Origin of the sequence: Microbacterium sp. NPDC089696 (genome assembly GCF_044749125.1) — a bacterium.
Lineage (GTDB): Bacteria > Actinomycetota > Actinomycetes > Actinomycetales > Microbacteriaceae > Microbacterium.
Genome location: NZ_JBIVHF010000004.1, coordinates 72,153 through 90,753, shown reverse-complemented (window position 1 = coordinate 90,753; position 18,601 = coordinate 72,153). Strand labels below are relative to the sequence as shown.

Genomic DNA, 18,601 nt, shown 5'->3' with positions numbered 1-18,601 from the left:
TTGTCCGGTGCCTATCGTCCCGGTTGCAACCCCAGGAAAACTCAGCGTTCGCGGTGCCCGCGTCCATAATCTGAAGAACGTCGACATCGACATCCCCCGTGACTCGCTCGTCGTGTTCACCGGTCTGTCGGGGTCGGGGAAGTCGAGCCTCGCGTTCGACACGATCTTCGCGGAAGGGCAGCGCCGCTACGTCGAGTCGCTGAGCGCGTACGCGCGCCAGTTCCTCGGTCAGGTCGACCGCCCGGACGTCGACTTCATCGAGGGGCTGAGCCCCGCGGTCTCGATCGACCAGAAGTCGACCAACCGCAACCCGCGCTCGACCGTCGGCACGATCACCGAGATCTACGACTACATGCGTCTCCTGTGGGCACGCATCGGCATCCCGCACTGCCCCGAGTGCGGGGAGCGCATCCAGCGGCAGACGGTGCAGCAGATCGCCGACCAGCTCATGGGCCTGCCCGAGCGCACCCGGTACCAGATCGTCGCGCCCATCGTCTCGCAGAAGAAGGGCGAGTTCGTCGATCTGTTCCGCGAGCTGGGAGCCAAGGGCTACTCGCGCGCGATCGTCGACGGAGATCTGATCCAGCTCGCCGAGCCGCCCACGCTCAAGAAGAGCTACAAGCACGACATCGCCGTCGTGGTCGATCGCCTCGTGGCGTCCGACGACATCCTCGGGCGCGTGACCGACTCGGTCGAGACCGCGCTGGGACTCGCCGGCGGCGTCATGCAGGTCAACTACGTCGACGAGGAGGGCGATGCCGCGTGGCAGTCGTTCTCCGAGAAGCTCGCGTGCCCGAACGGGCACCCGCTGAGCCTCACGGAGATCGAGCCGCGGACGTTCTCGTTCAACGCGCCGTTCGGTGCGTGCCCGGCCTGCTCGGGTCTCGGCACGCGCATGTCGGTGGACGTCGACCTCATGCTCGGCGATGAGGAGCTCTCGATCCGCGAGGGCGCGATCATCCCGTGGACCACGCAGGGCAAGGGCCTGTTCCAGTACTACGAGCGTCTCCTCGAAGGGCTCGCGGCCGACCTGAATTTCTCCCTCGACACTCCCTGGCAGGACCTCCGCGTCGACGTGCAGGACGCGGTCCTGCGCGGCGACAACTACAAGGTCACCGTGAAGTTCAAGAACCGCTACGGCCGGGAGATGCGCTACGCCTCGGGCTTCGAGGGCGTCGTGCCGTACATCGAGCGGCAGTACGCGTCGGCCGAGTCCGACACGCAGCGCGCCCGCTGGGGCGAGTACCTGCGCGAGGTGCCGTGCCCGGTGTGCGACGGCAACCGCCTCAAGCCCGAGGTGCTCGCGGTCCAGGTGCACGGCCACTCGATCGCCGAGGTCTCTCACCTGAGCCTCGCCGACGCGCGCGACTTCATGGAGACGCTCACGCTCAGCCAGCGCGAGGCGAAGATCGCGGCGCAGGTGCTCCGCGAGATCCGGCTGCGTCTCGACTTCCTGCTCCAGGTCGGCCTCTCGTACCTCAATCTCAGCCGGTCCGCCGGCTCGCTCTCGGGCGGCGAGGCGCAGCGCATCCGTCTGGCCACGCAGATCGGCTCCGGGCTCACCGGCGTGCTGTACGTCCTCGACGAGCCGTCGATCGGTCTGCACCAGCGCGACAACCGGCGGCTCATCAACACCTTGATCAAGCTGCGCGACCTCGGGAACACGCTGATCGTCGTCGAGCACGACGAGGAGACCATCGAGGCTGCGGACTGGGTCGTCGACATCGGCCCGGGTGCCGGGGTGAACGGCGGCGAGGTCGTGCACTCGGGGCCGTACTCGGCTCTGCTCAGCGAGTCCGCGTCCATGACGGGGGAGTACCTCTCCGGGGCGCGCGAGATCCCCACCCCCGCCAAGCGCCGCAAGTTCGACAAGAAGCGCAAGGTCAGCGTGGTCGGCGCGCGCGAGAACAACCTCAAGAACGTGAGCGTCGACTTCCCGCTCGGCGTGCTCACGGCCGTCACCGGCGTGAGCGGCTCGGGCAAGTCGTCGCTCGTGAACGACATCCTCTACCAGGTGCTCGCCTCGCGTCTCAACGGCGCACGCACGGTGCCCGGCAAGCACACCCGGGTGTCGGGTCTCGACAACCTCGACAAGGTCGTGCACGTCGACCAGGCGCCGATCGGACGCACACCGCGCTCGAACCCGGCGACGTACACGGGCGTGTTCGACCGGATCCGCACGCTGTTCAGCGAGACCCCCGAGGCGAAGGTCCGCGGCTACCAGCCCGGACGCTTCAGCTTCAACGTGAAGGGCGGGCGCTGCGACGCCTGCTCGGGCGACGGCACGATCAAGATCGAGATGAACTTCCTCCCCGACGTGTACGTCGACTGCGAGGTCTGCCACGGCAAGCGGTACAACCGCGACACCCTGGCCGTGCACTACAAGGGCAAGAACATCGCCGAGGTCCTCGAGATGCCGATCGCCGAGGCCGCGGAGTTCTTCGAGCCGATCCAGGCGATCCACCGCTACATGAAGACGCTGGTCGACGTGGGCCTCGGATACGTGCGCCTGGGGCAGTCGGCGACCACCCTGTCGGGAGGCGAGGCGCAGCGCGTCAAGCTCGCCACCGAGCTCCAGCGACGCAGCAACGGCCGCAGCATCTACGTGCTCGACGAGCCGACCACGGGTCTGCACTTCGAAGACGTGCGCAAGCTGCTCGAGGTGCTGAACGGTCTGGTCGACAAGGGCAACACCGTGATCGTGATCGAGCACAACCTCGACGTGATCAAGTCGGCCGACTGGGTGATCGACCTCGGTCCCGAGGGCGGGTCGGGCGGCGGCGAGATCCTGGCGACGGGCACCCCCGAGCAGATCGCGCGCGTCGAGGAGAGCCACACGGGTCAATTCCTCGCCGAGATCCTGGGTGAGGGGCGCTCCGCGCGGAAGGCCAGCTGATGGCCGACGTGCTGCCGTACAAGCCGCGGACGGGCGAGATCCCGACCGACCCCGGCGTGTACCGGTTCCGCGACGCGGCCGGGCGTGTGCTCTACGTCGGCAAGGCGAAGAACCTCCGTCAGCGCCTGTCGAACTACTTCGCCCCACTGCGGACGCTCCACGAGCGCACGCGGCGCATGGTGACGACCGCGGCGTCCGTGGAGTGGACCGTCGTGCCGACCGATGTCGACTCGCTGCAGCTGGAGTACATGTGGATCAAGGAGTTCGATCCGCCCTTCAACGTGCGATACAAGGACGACAAGTCGTACCCGTTCATGGCGGTCACCCTCGGTGACGAGGCGCCGCGGGTCATCGTCACGAGGAACAGGAAGATCCCCGGAGCCCGCTACTTCGGCCCCTATCCGAAGGTCTGGGCCGTGCACGAGACGATCGACCTGATGGTCAAGGCGTTCCCGATCCGCACCTGCAGCGACTCGAGCTACAAGCGCGCTATGCAGACGGGGCGCCCCTGCTTCCCCGGGCAGATCGGCAAGTGCGGAGGCCCCTGTTCGATGACCGTCACGGTCGAGGAGCATCGGGCGATGGTCGACGACTTCGTGGCCTTCATGGCCGGAGGCGACGAGCGGTTCACGCGCGACCTCACGAGACGGATGCTCGCGGCATCGGCGGCCATGGACTACGAGGCCGCGGCCAAGTACCGCGACAAGCTCTCGGCGATCGAGGCCGTGCTCGGCAAGAGCGCGCTCGTGCTCGCCGCGGACGAGGACGCCGACCTGTTCGGCATCGCCGAGGACGAGCTGGCCGCGGCGGTGCAGCACTTCGTCATCCGGGGCGGACGCGTGCGGGGTGTGCGCGCCATGACGATCGAGAAGGAGATCGACATCTCGGCGGCGGACCTCGTCGATCAGGTGCTGCAGCGCGCCTACGGTGACGCCCAGGACGTGCCGCGTCGCATCCTCGTGCCCACGCTCCCCGACGACGCCGCGGAGCTGGAGGAGTGGCTGCGTGAGCGCCGCGGGCGCAAGGTCGAGATCGCCGTGGCGCAGCGCGGTCAGCGGGCCGACCTCATGCGCACGGCGACCATCAACGCGCAGCAGGCGCTCATCCGTCACAAGACCCGTCGCACCAGCGACTACGTCGCACGCACGCAGGCGCTCACCGATCTGCAGGAGGCTCTCGGCCTGGACGAGGCCCCGCTGCGCATCGAGTGCTTCGACATCTCCCACCTGGGCGGCACCAACGTCGTCGCCTCGATGGTGGTGTTCGAGGACGGGCTCCCGCGCAAGGACCAGTACCGCTCCTTCAACATCGCCGAGACGACCGACGACACCGACTCGATGTACCAGGTGCTGCGACGCCGGCTCGCGTACCTCGACCGGCCGGAGGAGACCGAGGTCGTCGACCCGACGACGCATGAGATCGTGGGGGAGGACGTCGGCGAGGCGACCGTCAAGCGCAAGCCGCGGTTCGCCTACCCGCCGCAGCTGCTCCTCGTCGACGGCGGCCAGCCGCAGGTCGAGGCCGCCGCCCGCGCTCTCCGCGACGCGGGCCACACGGAGATCGCGGTGTGCGGCATCGCCAAGCGCCTCGAGGAGATCTGGCTGCCCGGCGACGACTTCCCGGTGATCCTCCCGCGCACGAGCGAGGCGCTGTATCTCCTGCAGCGGCTGCGCGATGAGGCCCACCGCTTCGCCATCACGCATCAGCGCAAGCGTCGCCGCAACGACATCACGAGTGTCCTCGCCGAGGTCCCGGGACTGGGGGCCTCGCGGATCAAGGTCCTGCTCAAGCACTTCGGCTCGGTGACGGCGCTGCGCGCGGCTGCGCCCGGTCAGATCGAGGAGGTCCAGGGCATCGGCCCGGTCCTCGCGCAGAACATCCACTCCCATCTCGCCACCCGGCAGGCCGGTACTCGATAGGCTGGTCACGGCGGGGGGAGAAGGAGTAACCATGGCTGACGGGGACAAGGGCGAGTTCCTCATCGTCACGGGCATGTCGGGCGCCGGACGCACGACGGTCGCCAACGCGCTGGAAGACCTCGGCTGGTACGTGGTCGACAACCTGCCGCCGCAGATCCTGCGTCCGCTGCTCGACCTCACGGACATGGGCGGCAACGCCCTTCCGAAGGTGGCGGCAGTGGTCGACGTCCGCGGCCGCAACCTCTTCGACGACTTCCCCGGAGTCGCCCGTGCGCTCCGATCGCGCGGCTCCGTGCGGGTGCTCTTCCTCGACGCCTCCGACGACGTGCTGGTGCGCCGTTTCGAGTCCGTGCGTCGCCCGCATCCGCTGCAGGGCGACGGGACGCTGCTCGACGGCATCCGCAACGAGCGCTCCCGTCTCGCACCCATCCGCGAGGCCGCCGACATCGTGATCGACACCTCGGCGCTCAACATCCACCAGCTCGCGACGCAGGTGTCCGAGCTCTTCGCCGAGGAGGGCGCGCCGCGTCATCGCGTCACGCTCATGAGCTTCGGCTTCAAGTACGGCCTCCCGACCGACGTCGATCTCGTCGCCGACATGCGGTTCCTCCCCAACCCGTTCTGGAACGAGGAGCTCCGCGGTCTCACGGGTCAGGACGAGGAGGTCAGGGAGTACGTGCTGTCGCGGGAAGGCGCCGCCGAGTTCCTCGACGCGTACACCGCGGCTCTCACCCCCGTGCTCGAGGGCTACCAGCGCGAGAACAAGAGCCACTCCACCGTCGCCATCGGCTGCACGGGCGGCAAGCACCGCTCGGTCGCGATGGTCGAGGAGCTGGCACGGCGACTCGCGGCGGTCCCCGGCGTCGCCGTGAACGTGCGCCACCGCGACCTCGGGCGGGAATAGCAGGGGCCTCCAGCCGAGTAGGCTGGAGGTTTGCGTCGCGATCCGACGCGTGATCGTGAAGGAGTCTCGTGGCACTAACCACCGACGTCAAAGCTGAGCTCGTCAGCATCCGCAATGCACCCCCGACGGTGCGCGTCGCGGAGGTCACCTCGATCCTGCGATTCGCCGGCGGGCTGCACTCCATCGCCGGCCGCGTCGCGGTCGAGGCGGAGGTGGACGCCGAGGTCCTCGCGCAGCGCGTCGCCCGCGACCTCGCCGAGATCTACGGCGTGCGGCCCGAGATCGCCCAGGTGCAGTCGAGCACCGCGAACGACGGCGCCCGCTGGGCCGTGCGCGTGATCGCCGCGGGGGAGACTCTCGCCCGCCAGACGGGCCTGCTCGACCAGCGTCGTCGTCCCGTCCGCGGGTTGCCGAACCGGCTGACGACCGGATCGCGCGCGGAGGTCGCCGGTCTGTGGCGCGGCGCCTTCCTCGCCTCCGGGACGCTCAGCGAGCCCGGCCGCTCCGCGATGCTCGAGGTCGCCTGCCCGACGTCCGAGGCCGCCATGGCCCTGGTCGGCGCCGCACACCGGCTGGGCGTCGCCGCGAAGGCGCGCGAGGTGCGCGGGATGCCGCGGGTCGTCGTGCGCGAAGGGGAGGCCATCCGCACGATCCTCGCCGAGATGGGCGCGCAGAAGACCGCCGTCGCCTGGGAGGAGATGCGCCAGCGCCGCGAGGTGCGCGCCGGCGTGAACCGCCTCGTGAACTTCGACGATGCCAACCTCCGCCGCTCGGCGCAGGCCGCGGTCGCCGCCTGCGCGCGCGTCGAGCGCGCGCTCGAGATCCTCGCGGACGAGGTCCCCGATCACCTCAAGGTCGCGGGCGAGCTGCGGCTCGCGCACCGCGACGCGAGTCTCGACGAGCTCGGCCACCACGCCGACCCGCCCATGACGAAGGACGCCGTCGCCGGTCGCATCCGCCGCCTGCTGGCCATGGCCGACAAGCGAGCGCAGCAGGAGGGCATCCCCGGGACCGAGGCCGCCGTGCCCGCCGGACTGGACGTCTGACCGCAGGTCACTACGAAGAGAGGCGGCCCCTGTCAAGGGGCCGCCTCTCTTCGTCATACGGCGGAAGGATCGAGGACGACGACGCGTTGTCGTCACTAGGATGAGTACCGTCCGCTCCGCACCGCACTTCGGCGTCGCGGAGGACCGACAAGCGCCGCGGCGCGGCGCGGATTGGATGAAAAGCGACATGGCGACCTACACGCTCCCCGACCTTCCCTACGACTTCGCAGCCCTCGAGCCGCACATCAGCGGCAAGATCATGGAGCTGCACCACGACAAGCACCACGCCACGTATGTCGCCGGCGCGAACACCGCGCTCGAGCAGCTCGCCGAGGCCCGGGAGAGCGGCAACCTCGCGAACGTGAACAAGCTCGAGAAGGACCTCGCGTTCAACCTCGGCGGACATGTGAACCACTCCATCTTCTGGACGAACCTCTCGCCGACCGGCGGGGGTCAGCCCGAGGGCGAGCTGAAGGCCGCGATCGACGAGTTCTTCGGCTCCTTCGAGAAGTTCCAGGCGCACTTCACCGCCAACGCGCTCGGCATCCAGGGCTCCGGCTGGTCGGTGCTCAGCTGGGACTCCATCGGACAGCGCCTCATCATCCAGCAGCTGTTCGACCAGCAGTCCAACACCGCTCAGGGCACCGTCCCGCTGTTCCAGCTCGACATGTGGGAGCACGCCTTCTACCTCGACTACCTCAACGTGAAGGCCGACTACGTCAAGGCCGCGTGGAACATCGCGAACTGGGAGAACGTCGCCCAGCGCTTCGAGGTCGCCCGTCAGCAGACCAACGGCCTGCTGGTACTGTCGTAATCGGGTCGCGTCCCGACGGGCCTGGTCTCGTCGGGACGCCATCTCAGCCAAAAACCCCCGCGCATTCGCGTATGCACGATTGCTGCGCACAGCGCACGAGAAACAGGGAGACCTGAGTGTCTGTCAAGATCGGTATCAACGGCTTCGGCCGCATCGGACGCAACTACTTCCGCGCGGCTCTCGCGCAGGGCGCTGACCTCGAGATCGTCGCGGTCAACGACCTCACCGACAACAAGACCCTGGCGCACCTGCTGAAGTACGACTCGGTCGGCGGCGTCCTGGACGCCGAGATCAGCTACGACGACGACAGCATCACCGTCAACGGCAAGAAGATCAAGGCGTTCGCCGAGCGCGACCCCGCCGGTCTCCCGTGGGGCGAGCTGGGCGTCGACATCGTCATCGAGTCGACCGGCTTCTTCACCAAGGCCGAGCTCGCCAAGAAGCACATCGAGGCCGGCGCGAAGAAGGTCCTCATCTCGGCACCGGGAACGGGCGTCGACGGCACCTTCGTCATGGGCGTGAACGAGGACACGTACAACCCGGAGACCGACCACATCATCTCCAACGCGTCCTGCACCACCAACTGCCTCGCGCCGCTCGCGCAGGTCTTCAACGACGCGTTCGGCATCGACCGCGGCTTCATGATGACGGCGCACGCCTACACGGCCGACCAGAACCTGCAGGACGGCCCGCACAGCGACCTCCGTCGTGCGCGCGCTGCGGCGATCAACATCACGCCCGCGTCGACCGGTGCCGCCAAGGCCATCGGCGAGGTGCTCCCGGAGCTGCAGGGCAAGCTCAGCGGCTCGTCCTACCGCGTCCCGGTTCCCACCGGCTCGATCGTCGACCTGACCCTCATCACCGACCGTGACAACCTCACAGTCGAGGAGGTCAACGAGGCCTACAAGAAGGCTGCGGCCGACGGCCGTCTCGCAGGCTTCCTCCAGTACAACGAGGACCAGATCGTCTCGAGCGACATCGTGCACAACCCGCACTCGTCGATCTTCGACGCGACGCTGACCAACGTCAGCGGCAACCTGGTCAAGGTCTCCAGCTGGTACGACAACGAGTGGGGCTACTCCAACCGTCTCGTCGACCTGACCGAGTACGTGGCCGAGCGTCTCTGAGACACTCCTCATGACTCTGCGCACCCTGGATTCGCTGGGTTCGCTCGAGGGCAAGCGCGTCATCGTCCGTTGTGATCTCAACGTCCCCCTGCGGGACGGGATCATCACGGACGATGGCCGTGTCCGCGCCTCGTTGCCGACCCTGAACGCCCTGATCAACGCGGGAGCCCGCGTCGTGGTCTGCTCGCACCTCGGACGCCCCGACGGGGCGCCCGATCCGCAGTACAGCCTCGCTCCGGTCGCCCAGCGGCTGTCGGAGCTGCTCGGCAAGCCCGTCGCGTTCGCACGCGACACCGTGGGCGAGTCGGCTCACGAGGCCGTGGACTCCCTCGAGGACGGCGGGGTCGTCGTCATCGAGAACCTGCGGTTCAACCCGGGGGAGACGTCGAAGGACGACGCCGAGCGCGGTGCCTTCGCCGCACAGCTCGCCGAGCTCGGAGACGTCCTCGTCTCCGACGGGTTCGGCGTGGTGCATCGCAAGCAGGCGAGCGTCTACGACCTCGCCGAGCTGGTGCCGTCTGCGGCCGGTCTGCTGATCGCGGCCGAGCTCGACGTGCTCGACCGCCTGACCGAGAACCCCGAGCGCCCCTACGCGGTCGTGCTCGGCGGCTCGAAGGTCAGCGACAAGCTCGGTGTGATCTCGCACCTCCTCCCGCGCGTGGATCGCATCCTCGTCGGCGGCGGGATGCTGTTCACGTTCCTCAAGGCGCAGGGCCACCCGGTCGCGTCGAGCCTCCTCGAGGAGGACCAGCTCGACACGGTTCGCGGTTACATCGCCGAAGCGCAGGAGCGCGGCGTCCAGCTCGTGCTCCCGACCGACGTCGTCGTGGCATCGTCGTTCTCGGCCGACGCCGAGCACGAGGTGGCGGCTGCCGACGCGATCGAGGAGACCGCCTTCGGCGCCTCGGGCATCGGACTCGACATCGGACCTGCGACCGCAGCGCGGTTCGCCGAGGTCATCCGCGACTCGAAGACCGTGTTCTGGAACGGCCCGATGGGCGTGTTCGAGTTCCCGGCCTTCGCGAGCGGTACCAAGACCGTCGCGCAGGCGCTCACCGAGGTCGACGGCCTCAGCGTCGTCGGCGGCGGCGACTCCGCGGCAGCCGTGCGTCAGCTCGGCTTCGCGGATGACCGCTTCGGTCACATCTCGACCGGCGGCGGCGCCAGCCTCGAGTTCCTCGAGGGCAAGAAACTACCCGGCCTGGAGGTCCTCGGATGGCAGTGAACACCCGTACCCCGCTGATCGCGGGCAACTGGAAGATGAACCTCGACCACCTGCAGGCGGTCGCCTTCGTGCAGAAGCTGCACTGGACGCTCAAGGACGCCAAGCACGAGGACGGATCGGTCGAGGTCGCGGTGTTCCCGCCCTTCACCGACATCCGCAGCGTGCAGACGCTCATCGACGCCGACAAGATCCCCTTCGCGCTGGGCGCGCAGGACCTGTCGGCGCATGACTCCGGCGCGTACACGGGCGAGGTGTCCGGGGCATTCCTCGCGAAGCTCGACGCGAAGTACGTCATCATCGGCCACTCGGAGCGCCGCGAGTACCACGCGGAGAGCGATGAGGTCGTGGCGGCCAAGACGAAGGCGGCGCTGAAGCACGGCCTCGTGCCCGTGATCTGCGTCGGCGAGACCGCGGAGGACTTGGAGAAGTTCGGTGCCAGCGCGGTCCCGGCCGGCCAGCTCGAGACCGCGCTCCAGGGTCTCGCCAAGGACGCCGACATCGTCGTGGCCTATGAGCCCGTGTGGGCGATCGGCTCCGGCCAGGCCGCGACACCGCAGCAGGCGCAGGACGTCTGTGCGGCGCTCCGCGGTGTGATCGCGAAGGTCCTCGGCGACGACGCGGCCGCGCGCACCCGCATCCTCTACGGAGGATCGGTGAAGTCCGCGAACATCGCGAGCTTCATGCGCGAGCCGGACGTCGACGGAGCCCTCGTCGGAGGCGCGAGCCTCGTCGTCGACGAGTTCGCCGCGATCATCCGCTTCGAGAAGCACGTCGGAGTATGAGCGAGTGCGGCGGGGCTCCGGCCCCGCCGCATCGTATACTTGACCGTTACGGGGGCAGTCCTGCCCCAGCGAAAGGCTCTTCCTCGTGGAAATTCTCGAGTTCGTCCTGCAGGTCGTGCTGGGCATCACCAGCGTCCTGCTGACCCTCCTCATCCTGCTCCACAAGGGGCGCGGTGGCGGCCTGTCCGACATGTTCGGCGGCGGCATGTCGACGGCGGTCGGATCCTCCGGCCTCGCGGAGCGCAACCTCAACCGCTTCACGGTGATCCTCGCGCTCGCGTGGTTCGTCGCGATCGTCGCGCTCGGTCTCATCACGAAGTTCGAGGTGATCTGATGGCTACCGGTGGAAATGCGATCCGCGGCACCCGCGTGGGCTCCGGACCGATGGGCGAGCAGGACCACGGCTACCACGCCGACCGCATCGCCGTGTCGTACTGGGACGGCCTCGGCAACGAGACCGTCCGCTACTTCGCCGCCGGTCTGCCGGAGGAGGAGATCCCCGAGACGATCGATCACCCGCAGTCCGGGCTCCCGGCCGGTCGCGACAAGGCGAACCCGCCGGCGCTCGCCAAGACCGAGCCGTACAAGACGCACCTCGCCTACGTGAAGGAGCGTCGCACCGACGAGGAGGCCGTCCAGCTCCTCGAGGACGCTCTGACGCAGCTGCGCGAGCGCCGGGGTCAGTGACCTCGACCTGACATCACGGAAGAGGCCGTCGCGATCGGATCGCGACGGCCTCTTCCATGTCACGGCGGGATGCCGGGAGCCGGGTCAGCGGCACCCGTAGGCGGCGTCGATGTACGACTGCGGCGGATAGCCGTAGGCCCATACGCCGTTGGCGTCGTCCGTGAAGCCCATGCTGATCGCCCAGGCGGTCGCCCACTTCTCGATGCTGTCCTGGGTCGACGAGTCGTACATGTCCTCGCACTTGACGCTGATCGCGTGACCGACCTCGTGCGCCACGAGAGCCCGGCTGCGATCGGCGGGCCACTGCTCGGCCACGGAGTTCGAGAGCTCGATGACGGCGCGGTCGGGCTCGTCCCACCACCAGGTCGTGAGCCCTCCCATGCTCCCGTTCTCGCCGGCGTTGTTGACGATCGGGTTCCAGTCGAACTCCAGCAGCACCCCGGGGGCGAGCGAGCGGGCGAACGCCTCGACCTCGAGACGGGCGTTCAGCAGCGGTCCGCTCTTCTCGGCGAGCTCAGCCTGCTCCGAGGCGACGACCTGGGCGGCGGCGTCCTGGAGCGCGAGGAACGAGCCGACGCTGGAGTCGTCGAGCGCGCTCGCGAGAGACAGCGTGCTGGCGGCATCCCGCAACGCGATCACGTCGTCGTTGCGCGCCGACAGGTGGGCCGCCTCGAAGGCCGTGGCCGCCGTCGCGGCCGTGCCGAGGTAGGCGACGCCGGCGTCGTCGATGGCGGTGTCGGCGTCCACGACGGACGGGGATTCGGCGTCGACGTCGTCGGAGAGATCAGCGAGGTCCGCCGCGCGCTGCTGCAGCTGCTCGGTCGCGCCGAAGAGCTCCCAGAAGAACGTCGGCTTGTCGCCGGAGTCGGGCAGGTCTGTCGCGAGGAGGTCGCCGGCCGCGGTGGTGGTCTCGGACGCCGCGGCGACGGCGGCGTTCAGCGTCTCCTTCGCCGCCGGGTCGGCGAGCACGCCGGCGTCGCTCGCGACGAGCTGGGTCGCGACGTCGCTGGTGGCACCGAGGTGCGCAGCCGCCTGCTCGAGGGCGGCGAGAGAGGTCTCCGCGGTGTCGTGCGCGGCGTCGAAGTCCGACTCCGCATCGTCGTACCCGAGATTCGCGCCCACCTGAACCCCGCCGATGGCCCCGGCGACGACGACGGCTCCCACGATGCCGAGCACGACACCGCGGCGGGGGCGTCGACGGGCGCGGGACGGAGCGGATCCGTTCGAGGTCGCGCCGACGATGTGCGCGGGGAGCGCGTGGCCGTCGGCCGGTGGGGCGGTGACGTCTGCGGGGACGGACATGCGGGGACCTCCGATGGGAAACCTGCTCACCACGACTCTGCCAGAAGAACGTCCATCGACTGCAGAAAACCCCGAAGGCCCCCGCAGAAGCTGCAGGGGCCTTCGTGACGTGGAGGGGGTGACGGGAATCGAACCCGCGCAATCAGTTTGGAAGACTGAGACTCTACCATTGAGCTACACCCCCGGAGCGGGACCCGAGGGATCCTGCAACCGACTGTTCGATCATAGCGGACAGACGCGGGTGCTCCCGTCCGTTAGACTCGCTGGGGCTGAATCTGCGCGCGGATTCCCCGGGGCGTAGCTCAGCTTGGTAGAGCGCCCGCTTTGGGAGCGGGAGGTCGCAGGTTCAACTCCTGTCGCCCCGACACGGCTCGACAAAGCCTGACAGCCGCGATTCAGCGCGGAAACCACAAGGAGAACACACCAGCATGGCGAACAGCACCGTCGAGAAGCTGACCCCGACCCGGGTCAAGCTCACCATCACGGTCACCCCGGACGACCTCAAGCCCAGCATCGCGCACGCGTACGAGCACATCGCGCAGGACGTCCAGATCCCCGGCTTCCGTAAGGGCAAGGTCCCCGCGCCGATCATCGACCAGCGCATCGGCCGCGGCGCCGTCATCGAGCACGCGGTCAACGAGGGACTCGACAAGTTCTTCCGCGAGGCGACGAACGAGCACAAGCTCCGCGTCGTCGGCCGCCCGTCGGCCGACATCACGCAGTGGCCGAACGAGAAGGACTTCTCGGGCGACCTGCTCGTGGACGTCGAGGTCGACGTGCGCCCCGACATCGAGCTTCCCGACTACGAGGGCATCACGCTGACCGTCGACGCCGTCGAGGCGGACGACGCGGCGCTCGACGCCGAGCTCGAGAACATGCGCGCCCGTTTCGGAACGCTCATCCCCGTCGACCGTCCCGCAGCGAAGGGCGATTTCGTCGAGCTCGACCTCGTCGCCACGATCGACGGTGCCGAGATCGACCGGGCAGAGGGCGTGTCCTACGAGGTCGGCTCCGGCGAGATGCTCGAGGGCATCGACGACGCGATCGAGTCGCTCACCGCTGGCGAGGACACCACGTTCCGCTCCGCTCTCGTGGGCGGCGACCACGCCGGCTCCGAGGCCGAGGTCTCCGTCACGGTCAAGGCCGTCAAGGAGCGCGAGCTCCCCGAGGCCGACGACGACTTCGCGCAGATCGCGAGCGAGTTCGACACGATCGCCGAGCTGCGTGCGAGCCTCGCCGAGCGCGTCGCTCAGCAGGGCGTGTTCACGCAGGGCTCCGCCGCGCGCGACAAGCTCGTCGAGACGCTGCTCGAGAAGGTCGAGATCCCCGTCCCGCCGCAGCTCATCGAGGACGAGGTCCACAACCACCTCGAGGGTGAGGGCCGCCTGGAGGACGACGTCCACCGCGCCGAGGTCACCGAGGCGAGCGAGAAGCAGTTCCGCACGCAGGTGCTGCTCGACACGATCGCCGAGCAGGCCGAGGTGCAGGTCTCGCAGGAGGAGCTGTCGCAGTACCTCATCCAGTCCGCCGCGCAGTACGGCATGGCTCCGCAGGAGTTCGTCGAGGCGCTGCAGTCCTCGAACCAGCTCCCGGCTCTGGTCGGCGAGGTCGCCCGCAACAAGGCGCTCGCGATCGCGCTCGGCAAGGTCAAGGTCGTCGACAGCAACGGCAAGGCCGTCGATCTGTCGGACTTCATCGTGACCGACGACGAGGCCGCTGAGGACGCTGCCGAGGCTCCGGCCGAGGAGAAGCCCGCCAAGAAGGCTCCCGCCAAGAAGGCTGCGGCGAAGAAGGCCGACGCCGAGACGGCCGACGCTGACGAGAAGCCCGCCGCCAAGAAGCCGGCAGCCAAGAAGGCTCCGGCCAAGAAGGCGGCCGACAAGGCCGAGTGATCGATCCCGATCACGTGCGAGAGGGGCGGATGCTGTGGCATCCGCCCCTTTCCCGTATCGGGCCGATCGCGGAGAAGGAGGAGACGATGACCAACTGGGACGAGCGGATCGACGAGGTCTGGGCCGACGCCTCGGGCGAGGAGGTCGGCGACGACACGATCGCGAGGATCGACGCGCTGGCCGCGGAGCGGGGGAGCGACGACGCCCGCGCCGAGTTCGAACGTGCCGGGGCCCGTGATTCCGCCGGACGCCCCGCCGAGGCGGTCGAGCTGTACCGTCGAGCGCTCGAGCTGGGGCTCGACGACGAGCATCGACCGCAGTGCGTGATCCAGCTCGCGAGCTCTCTGCGCAACCTCGGGGAGTTCGACGAGGCGCTGGCCGTCATCACGGCGGAGGAGGAGCTGTCGAGCGATGGCCCCTACCGTGACGCCGTGGCGACCGTGCACGCGCTGATCCTCGCGAGCGCCGGACGCCCGGCGACGGGGCTCTCGGTGGCGCTGCTCGCCCTCGTCCCGCACCTGCCGCGCTACCACCGGTCGATGACGGCGTACGCGCACGAGATCGCCGACCTCGACACCTGATATGCCGACGGCGAACACGGCCTGGGTGCTGCGTTGTCGCCGGTAGATTCGAATCACTGAAACACGGAATCAGGAGCTGACATGGCTGCAGAACCCCTCCTCGCGACGAGCGTCTTCGACAGGCTGTTGAAGGACCGCATCATCTGGCTGGGATCAGAGGTGCGTGACGAGAACGCCAACGAGATCTGCGCGAAGATCCTTCTTCTCGCCGCAGAGGACTCGGAGAAGGACATCTACCTGTACATCAACTCGCCCGGCGGGTCGATCACGGCGGGAATGGCGATCTACGACACGATGCAGTTCGTGCCGAACGACATCGTCACCGTGGGCATCGGCATGGCCGCGTCCATGGGCCAGCTGCTGCTGACCGCCGGCACCAAGGGCAAGCGCTACATCACGCCGAACGCCCGCGTGCTCCTGCACCAGCCGCACGGCGGCTTCGGCGGCACCTCCAGCGACATCCAGACCCAGGCTCAGCTGATCGTCTCGATGAAGAACCGTCTGGCCGAGATCACCGCGGCGCAGACCGGCAAGCCCGTCGAGCAGATCAACGAGGACGGGGACCGCGACCGCTGGTTCACCGCCGAGGAGGCCCTCGAGTACGGCTTCGTCGACCACATCCGCGAGTCCGCCACCGACGTCATCGGCGGCGGCGGAACCGACGCGAACTAAGAGAGCGAGAGGATTCTCATGTACACACCCACCTTCCGCTCTGCCGGTGACCTGCCCTCCAGCCGCTACGTGCTCCCGCAGTTCGAGGAGCGCACGGCCTACGGCTTCAAGCGCCAGGACCCGTACAACAAGCTGTTCGAAGACCGTGTGATCTTCCTCGGCGTGCAGGTCGACGACGCGTCGGCCGACGACGTGATGGCGCAGCTCCTCGTCCTGGAGAGCCAGGACTCCGAGCGCGACATCACGATGTACATCAACTCGCCCGGTGGTTCGTTCACCGCCATGACGGCGATCTACGACACGATGCAGTACGTCGCGCCGCAGATCCAGACCGTCGTGCTGGGCCAGGCCGCGTCCGCGGCGTCGGTGCTGCTCGCCGCGGGTCACCCCGGCAAGCGCCTCGCGCTCCCGAACGCCCGGGTGCTCATGCACCAGCCGGCGATGGGAGAGGCCGGTCACGGGCAGGCCTCCGACATCGAGATCCAGGCGGCGGAGATCCTCCGCATGCGCACCTGGCTCGAGGAGACCATGGCCCGCCACACCGGCAAGCCGGTCGAGCAGGTCAACCGCGACATCGACCGCGACAAGATCCTCTCGGCCACCGAGGCTCACGAGTACGGGATCGTCGACCAGGTGCTGAGCTCGCGCAAGCGCGCCTGACACTCGTCGCAGCACGCAAGAGGACGTCGACCTTCGGGTCGGCGTCCTCTTCGTCGTCTCCGGCGGATGCGCGACGCGTCCGCGCCGGACTGCTCATATGAGCAACGGGATGCGCGAACGGTGATCACGGCGTACTCTGGACGAGGAAGGAGGATGCCGTGGAAGACGAACTCACCATGGTCCGCGTCGCCGAGCTGTACTACGACGAGGACAAGACGCAGGACGAGATCGGCGCCCTCCTCAAGCTGTCGCGCTGGAAGGTGGGTCGCCTGCTGACTCAGGCCCGCGAGCGCGGCATCGTCCGCATCGAGATCATCCATCCGCGCGCACGCCGCCTCGGACTCGAGCGCGAGCTCGTCGAGCGTCACGGCCTCACCGCCGCCGTGGTCGTGCCGTCTCCCGACGGAGACGACGGCACCCTCGAGCGCGTCGCGCAGGCAGCCGCCGACTACCTCAGCGCCATGCGTCCGGTACCGCGCACACTCGGTGTGAGCTGGGGACGCACGCTCCGCGCGGTCGCCGAGGCTCTTCCCGACGGGTGGGCCACCGGCGTGACGGTCGTGCAGCTCAACGGGGGAGTCAGCCTCAACCGCCGCTCCGGAGGGGCCGCCGGACTCGCCGTCACGATCGCGCAGCGCGCATCGGGTCACGTGTCGCTGCTCCCCAGTCCCGCCATCCTCGAACGCGTCGAGACCAAGCAGGCCATCGAGTCCGACCGCACCGTCGCGGCCGTGCTCGAGGAGGCCGCCCAGGCGCAGGCCTTCCTGTTCACGGCCGGACCGTGCGACGCGAGCTCGGCGCACGTCGAGAACGGCTACCTCTCGGCGTCCGACGTCGAGGAGCTGTCCCGCCGCGGCGCGGTCGGCGACGTCCTCGGCCGCTACATCGACGCGGACGGCAACATCGTCGACCCGCAACTCGACTCCCGCACGGTCGGCGTCGACCTCGCGCGCCTGCGCGCCGCGGAGCGAGCGATCTTCGTCACCGCGGGCGAGGCCAAGCACGACATCGCGCGCACGGTCGTGACGAGCGGCCTGTGCAGCGTCCTGGTGACCGACGAGACCACAGCACGAGCATTGTTGGAGGAACGATGACGACCCAAGAACTCAGTCGCAGGACGGCGGTGGACGTCCTCGGCGGTGAGCCGGACGACGCCACGCTGCGCCGCTTCCTGCACGGCCTGCCCGGAGTGGACGCCGTCGGTCTGGAGCAGCGCGCTGCCGGCCTCGGCACCCGCTCGATCAAGACCACGTCGAAGGCCTGGGCGCTCGACACCATCATCCGTCTGATCGACCTGACGACGCTCGAGGGCGCGGACACACCCGGCAAGGTGCGGTCGCTGGTGGCCAAGGCCAAGAACCCGGATGCCGCCGACCCGAGCACCCCGAAGGTCGCGGCCGTCTGCGTCTACGGCGACATGGTCCCGTACGCGACCGAGGCGCTCGGCGCGATGCACGGCGACCCCGACGACGGTCTCATCTCCGTCGCCGCCGTCGCCACGGCGTTCCCCAGCGGACGGTCGTCGCTCGCGATCAAGCTCGCCGACACGGCGGAGGCCGTCGCGGCCGGCGCCGACGAGATCGACATGGTGATCGACCGCGGGGCGTTCCTGTCCGGGCGCTACGGCCTCGTCTTCGACCAGATCGCCCAGGTCAAGGAGGCCTGCCGCCGCGAGGACGGCACGTACGCCTCGCTCAAGGTGATCCTCGAGACCGGGGAGCTGAACACGTACGACAACATCAAGCGCGCCTCCTGGCTCGGCATCCTGGCCGGCGGCGACTTCATCAAGACTTCGACGGGCAAGGTGCAGCCGGCCGCCACGCTGCCGACCACGCTGCTCATGCTCGAGACGGTGCGCGACTGGTACCGCGGCACCGGGCAGCGCATCGGCGTGAAGCCGGCCGGCGGCATCCGTGCGTCGAAGGACGCCGTGAAGTACCTCGTCACGGTCGCCGAGACCGTGGGCGAGGAGTGGCTGCAGCCGCACCTGTTCCGCTTCGGAGCCTCGAGCCTGCTGAACGACGTGCTCCTGCAGCGCCAGAAGCTCACCACCGGCCACTACTCCGGCCCCGACTACGTCACGATCGACTAGGA

At 68.8% G+C, this 18,601-nt stretch carries 17 protein-coding genes and 2 tRNA genes; 17 read left to right on the top strand and 2 right to left on the bottom strand.

Annotation, left to right across the window (positions count from 1 at the left end; all coding sequences use genetic code 11):
- Nucleotides 1–7 precede the first annotated feature (7 nt).
- From uvrA to ACIPY8_RS17950, 10 genes are all read left to right on the top strand, one after another.
- A complete protein-coding gene (uvrA, locus tag ACIPY8_RS17995; RefSeq protein ID WP_400821158.1) occupies nucleotides 8–2,896 on the top strand; it encodes an excinuclease ABC subunit UvrA in 2,889 nt (962 codons plus the stop codon).
- On the top strand, nucleotides 2,896–4,815 hold the full coding sequence (uvrC, locus tag ACIPY8_RS17990) for an excinuclease ABC subunit UvrC (RefSeq protein WP_400821156.1): 1,920 nt from the start codon (nucleotides 2,896–2,898) through the stop codon (nucleotides 4,813–4,815). The genes uvrA and uvrC overlap by 1 nt, the downstream gene beginning before the upstream one ends.
- A 31-nt stretch (nucleotides 4,816–4,846) precedes the next feature.
- Nucleotides 4,847–5,719, top strand: coding sequence for an RNase adapter RapZ (gene rapZ, locus ACIPY8_RS17985; RefSeq protein ID WP_400821154.1), 873 nt, complete (start codon nucleotides 4,847–4,849; stop codon nucleotides 5,717–5,719).
- A gap of 68 nt (nucleotides 5,720–5,787) precedes the next feature.
- Nucleotides 5,788–6,765 (top strand): DNA-binding protein WhiA, encoded by a 978-nt coding sequence (gene whiA, locus ACIPY8_RS17980; RefSeq protein WP_400821152.1) that lies wholly within the window; start codon nucleotides 5,788–5,790, stop codon nucleotides 6,763–6,765.
- A 187-nt stretch (nucleotides 6,766–6,952) separates the two neighbouring features.
- Nucleotides 6,953–7,579, top strand: coding sequence for a superoxide dismutase (locus ACIPY8_RS17975; protein WP_400821149.1), 627 nt, complete (start codon nucleotides 6,953–6,955; stop codon nucleotides 7,577–7,579).
- A gap of 116 nt (nucleotides 7,580–7,695) precedes the next feature.
- The gene (gap, locus tag ACIPY8_RS17970) at nucleotides 7,696–8,706 is read left to right on the top strand and encodes a type I glyceraldehyde-3-phosphate dehydrogenase (protein WP_400821147.1); all 1,011 of its coding nucleotides are present in this window, start codon (nucleotides 7,696–7,698) and stop codon (nucleotides 8,704–8,706) included.
- Nucleotides 8,707–8,716: 10 nt separating this feature from the next.
- Nucleotides 8,717–9,931, top strand: a complete 1,215-nt coding sequence (locus ACIPY8_RS17965; RefSeq protein ID WP_400821144.1) for a phosphoglycerate kinase — start codon at nucleotides 8,717–8,719, stop codon at nucleotides 9,929–9,931.
- Complete coding sequence (tpiA, locus tag ACIPY8_RS17960; protein ID WP_400821142.1) at nucleotides 9,922–10,713, top strand: triose-phosphate isomerase; 792 nt, start codon at nucleotides 9,922–9,924, stop codon at nucleotides 10,711–10,713. The genes ACIPY8_RS17965 and tpiA overlap by 10 nt, the downstream gene beginning before the upstream one ends.
- 85 nt (nucleotides 10,714–10,798) lie before the next feature.
- Complete coding sequence (gene secG, locus ACIPY8_RS17955) at nucleotides 10,799–11,047, top strand: preprotein translocase subunit SecG (RefSeq protein ID WP_050723792.1); 249 nt, start codon at nucleotides 10,799–10,801, stop codon at nucleotides 11,045–11,047.
- Complete coding sequence (locus ACIPY8_RS17950; RefSeq protein ID WP_050723793.1) at nucleotides 11,047–11,400, top strand: RNA polymerase-binding protein RbpA; 354 nt, start codon at nucleotides 11,047–11,049, stop codon at nucleotides 11,398–11,400. The genes secG and ACIPY8_RS17950 overlap by 1 nt, the downstream gene beginning before the upstream one ends.
- A gap of 84 nt (nucleotides 11,401–11,484) precedes the next feature.
- On the opposite strand, the gene ACIPY8_RS17945 is transcribed toward ACIPY8_RS17950, so the two are convergent.
- Both ACIPY8_RS17945 and ACIPY8_RS17940 read right to left on the bottom strand, forming a co-directional pair.
- Entirely contained in the window at nucleotides 11,485–12,702 is a 1,218-nt protein-coding gene (locus tag ACIPY8_RS17945; RefSeq protein ID WP_400821140.1) for a hypothetical protein, read from the bottom strand.
- A 110-nt stretch (nucleotides 12,703–12,812) separates the two neighbouring features.
- Nucleotides 12,813–12,886, bottom strand: a tRNA-Gly gene (locus tag ACIPY8_RS17940).
- A gap of 107 nt (nucleotides 12,887–12,993) precedes the next feature.
- Between ACIPY8_RS17940 and ACIPY8_RS17935 the strand changes: the two genes are divergently transcribed.
- The 7 genes from ACIPY8_RS17935 to deoC all read left to right on the top strand — a co-directional run bounded on the left by ACIPY8_RS17935 (nucleotide 12,994) and on the right by deoC (nucleotide 18,599).
- Nucleotides 12,994–13,067: transfer RNA gene (locus tag ACIPY8_RS17935), tRNA-Pro, on the top strand.
- A gap of 63 nt (nucleotides 13,068–13,130) precedes the next feature.
- Entirely contained in the window at nucleotides 13,131–14,594 is a 1,464-nt protein-coding gene (gene tig / locus ACIPY8_RS17930; RefSeq protein WP_400821138.1) for a trigger factor, read from the top strand.
- An 86-nt stretch (nucleotides 14,595–14,680) separates the two neighbouring features.
- Nucleotides 14,681–15,175 (top strand): tetratricopeptide repeat protein, encoded by a 495-nt coding sequence (locus ACIPY8_RS17925; RefSeq protein WP_400821136.1) that lies wholly within the window; start codon nucleotides 14,681–14,683, stop codon nucleotides 15,173–15,175.
- A gap of 81 nt (nucleotides 15,176–15,256) precedes the next feature.
- Nucleotides 15,257–15,847 carry an ATP-dependent Clp protease proteolytic subunit gene (locus ACIPY8_RS17920; RefSeq protein ID WP_050723797.1) on the top strand — a complete coding sequence of 197 codons (591 nt, stop codon included), beginning with the start codon at nucleotides 15,257–15,259 and terminating at the stop codon, nucleotides 15,845–15,847.
- Between the two features lie 18 nt (nucleotides 15,848–15,865).
- Entirely contained in the window at nucleotides 15,866–16,507 is a 642-nt protein-coding gene (locus tag ACIPY8_RS17915) for an ATP-dependent Clp protease proteolytic subunit (protein WP_400821133.1), read from the top strand.
- A 158-nt stretch (nucleotides 16,508–16,665) separates the two neighbouring features.
- Nucleotides 16,666–17,601, top strand: a complete 936-nt coding sequence (locus tag ACIPY8_RS17910) for a sugar-binding transcriptional regulator (protein WP_400821130.1) — start codon at nucleotides 16,666–16,668, stop codon at nucleotides 17,599–17,601.
- On the top strand, nucleotides 17,598–18,599 hold the full coding sequence (gene deoC, locus ACIPY8_RS17905) for a deoxyribose-phosphate aldolase (RefSeq protein WP_400821128.1): 1,002 nt from the start codon (nucleotides 17,598–17,600) through the stop codon (nucleotides 18,597–18,599). The genes ACIPY8_RS17910 and deoC overlap by 4 nt, the downstream gene beginning before the upstream one ends.
- Nucleotides 18,600–18,601 lie beyond the last annotated feature (2 nt).

Coding starts and splice junctions, on each gene's coding strand:
- ACIPY8_RS17945 (WP_400821140.1), bottom strand. CDS start 12,702: ATGTCCGTCCCCGCAGACGTCACCGCCCCACCGGCCGACGGCCACGCG.
- ACIPY8_RS17965 (WP_400821144.1), top strand. CDS start 8,717: ATGACTCTGCGCACCCTGGATTCGCTGGGTTCGCTCGAGGGCAAGCGC.
- ACIPY8_RS17915 (WP_400821133.1), top strand. CDS start 15,866: ATGTACACACCCACCTTCCGCTCTGCCGGTGACCTGCCCTCCAGCCGC.
- ACIPY8_RS17975 (WP_400821149.1), top strand. CDS start 6,953: ATGGCGACCTACACGCTCCCCGACCTTCCCTACGACTTCGCAGCCCTC.
- tig (WP_400821138.1), top strand. CDS start 13,131: ATGGCGAACAGCACCGTCGAGAAGCTGACCCCGACCCGGGTCAAGCTC.
- uvrC (WP_400821156.1), top strand. CDS start 2,896: ATGGCCGACGTGCTGCCGTACAAGCCGCGGACGGGCGAGATCCCGACC.
- ACIPY8_RS17950 (WP_050723793.1), top strand. CDS start 11,047: ATGGCTACCGGTGGAAATGCGATCCGCGGCACCCGCGTGGGCTCCGGA.
- ACIPY8_RS17920 (WP_050723797.1), top strand. CDS start 15,257: ATGGCTGCAGAACCCCTCCTCGCGACGAGCGTCTTCGACAGGCTGTTG.
- rapZ (WP_400821154.1), top strand. CDS start 4,847: ATGGCTGACGGGGACAAGGGCGAGTTCCTCATCGTCACGGGCATGTCG.
- ACIPY8_RS17925 (WP_400821136.1), top strand. CDS start 14,681: ATGACCAACTGGGACGAGCGGATCGACGAGGTCTGGGCCGACGCCTCG.
- deoC (WP_400821128.1), top strand. CDS start 17,598: ATGACGACCCAAGAACTCAGTCGCAGGACGGCGGTGGACGTCCTCGGC.
- tpiA (WP_400821142.1), top strand. CDS start 9,922: ATGGCAGTGAACACCCGTACCCCGCTGATCGCGGGCAACTGGAAGATG.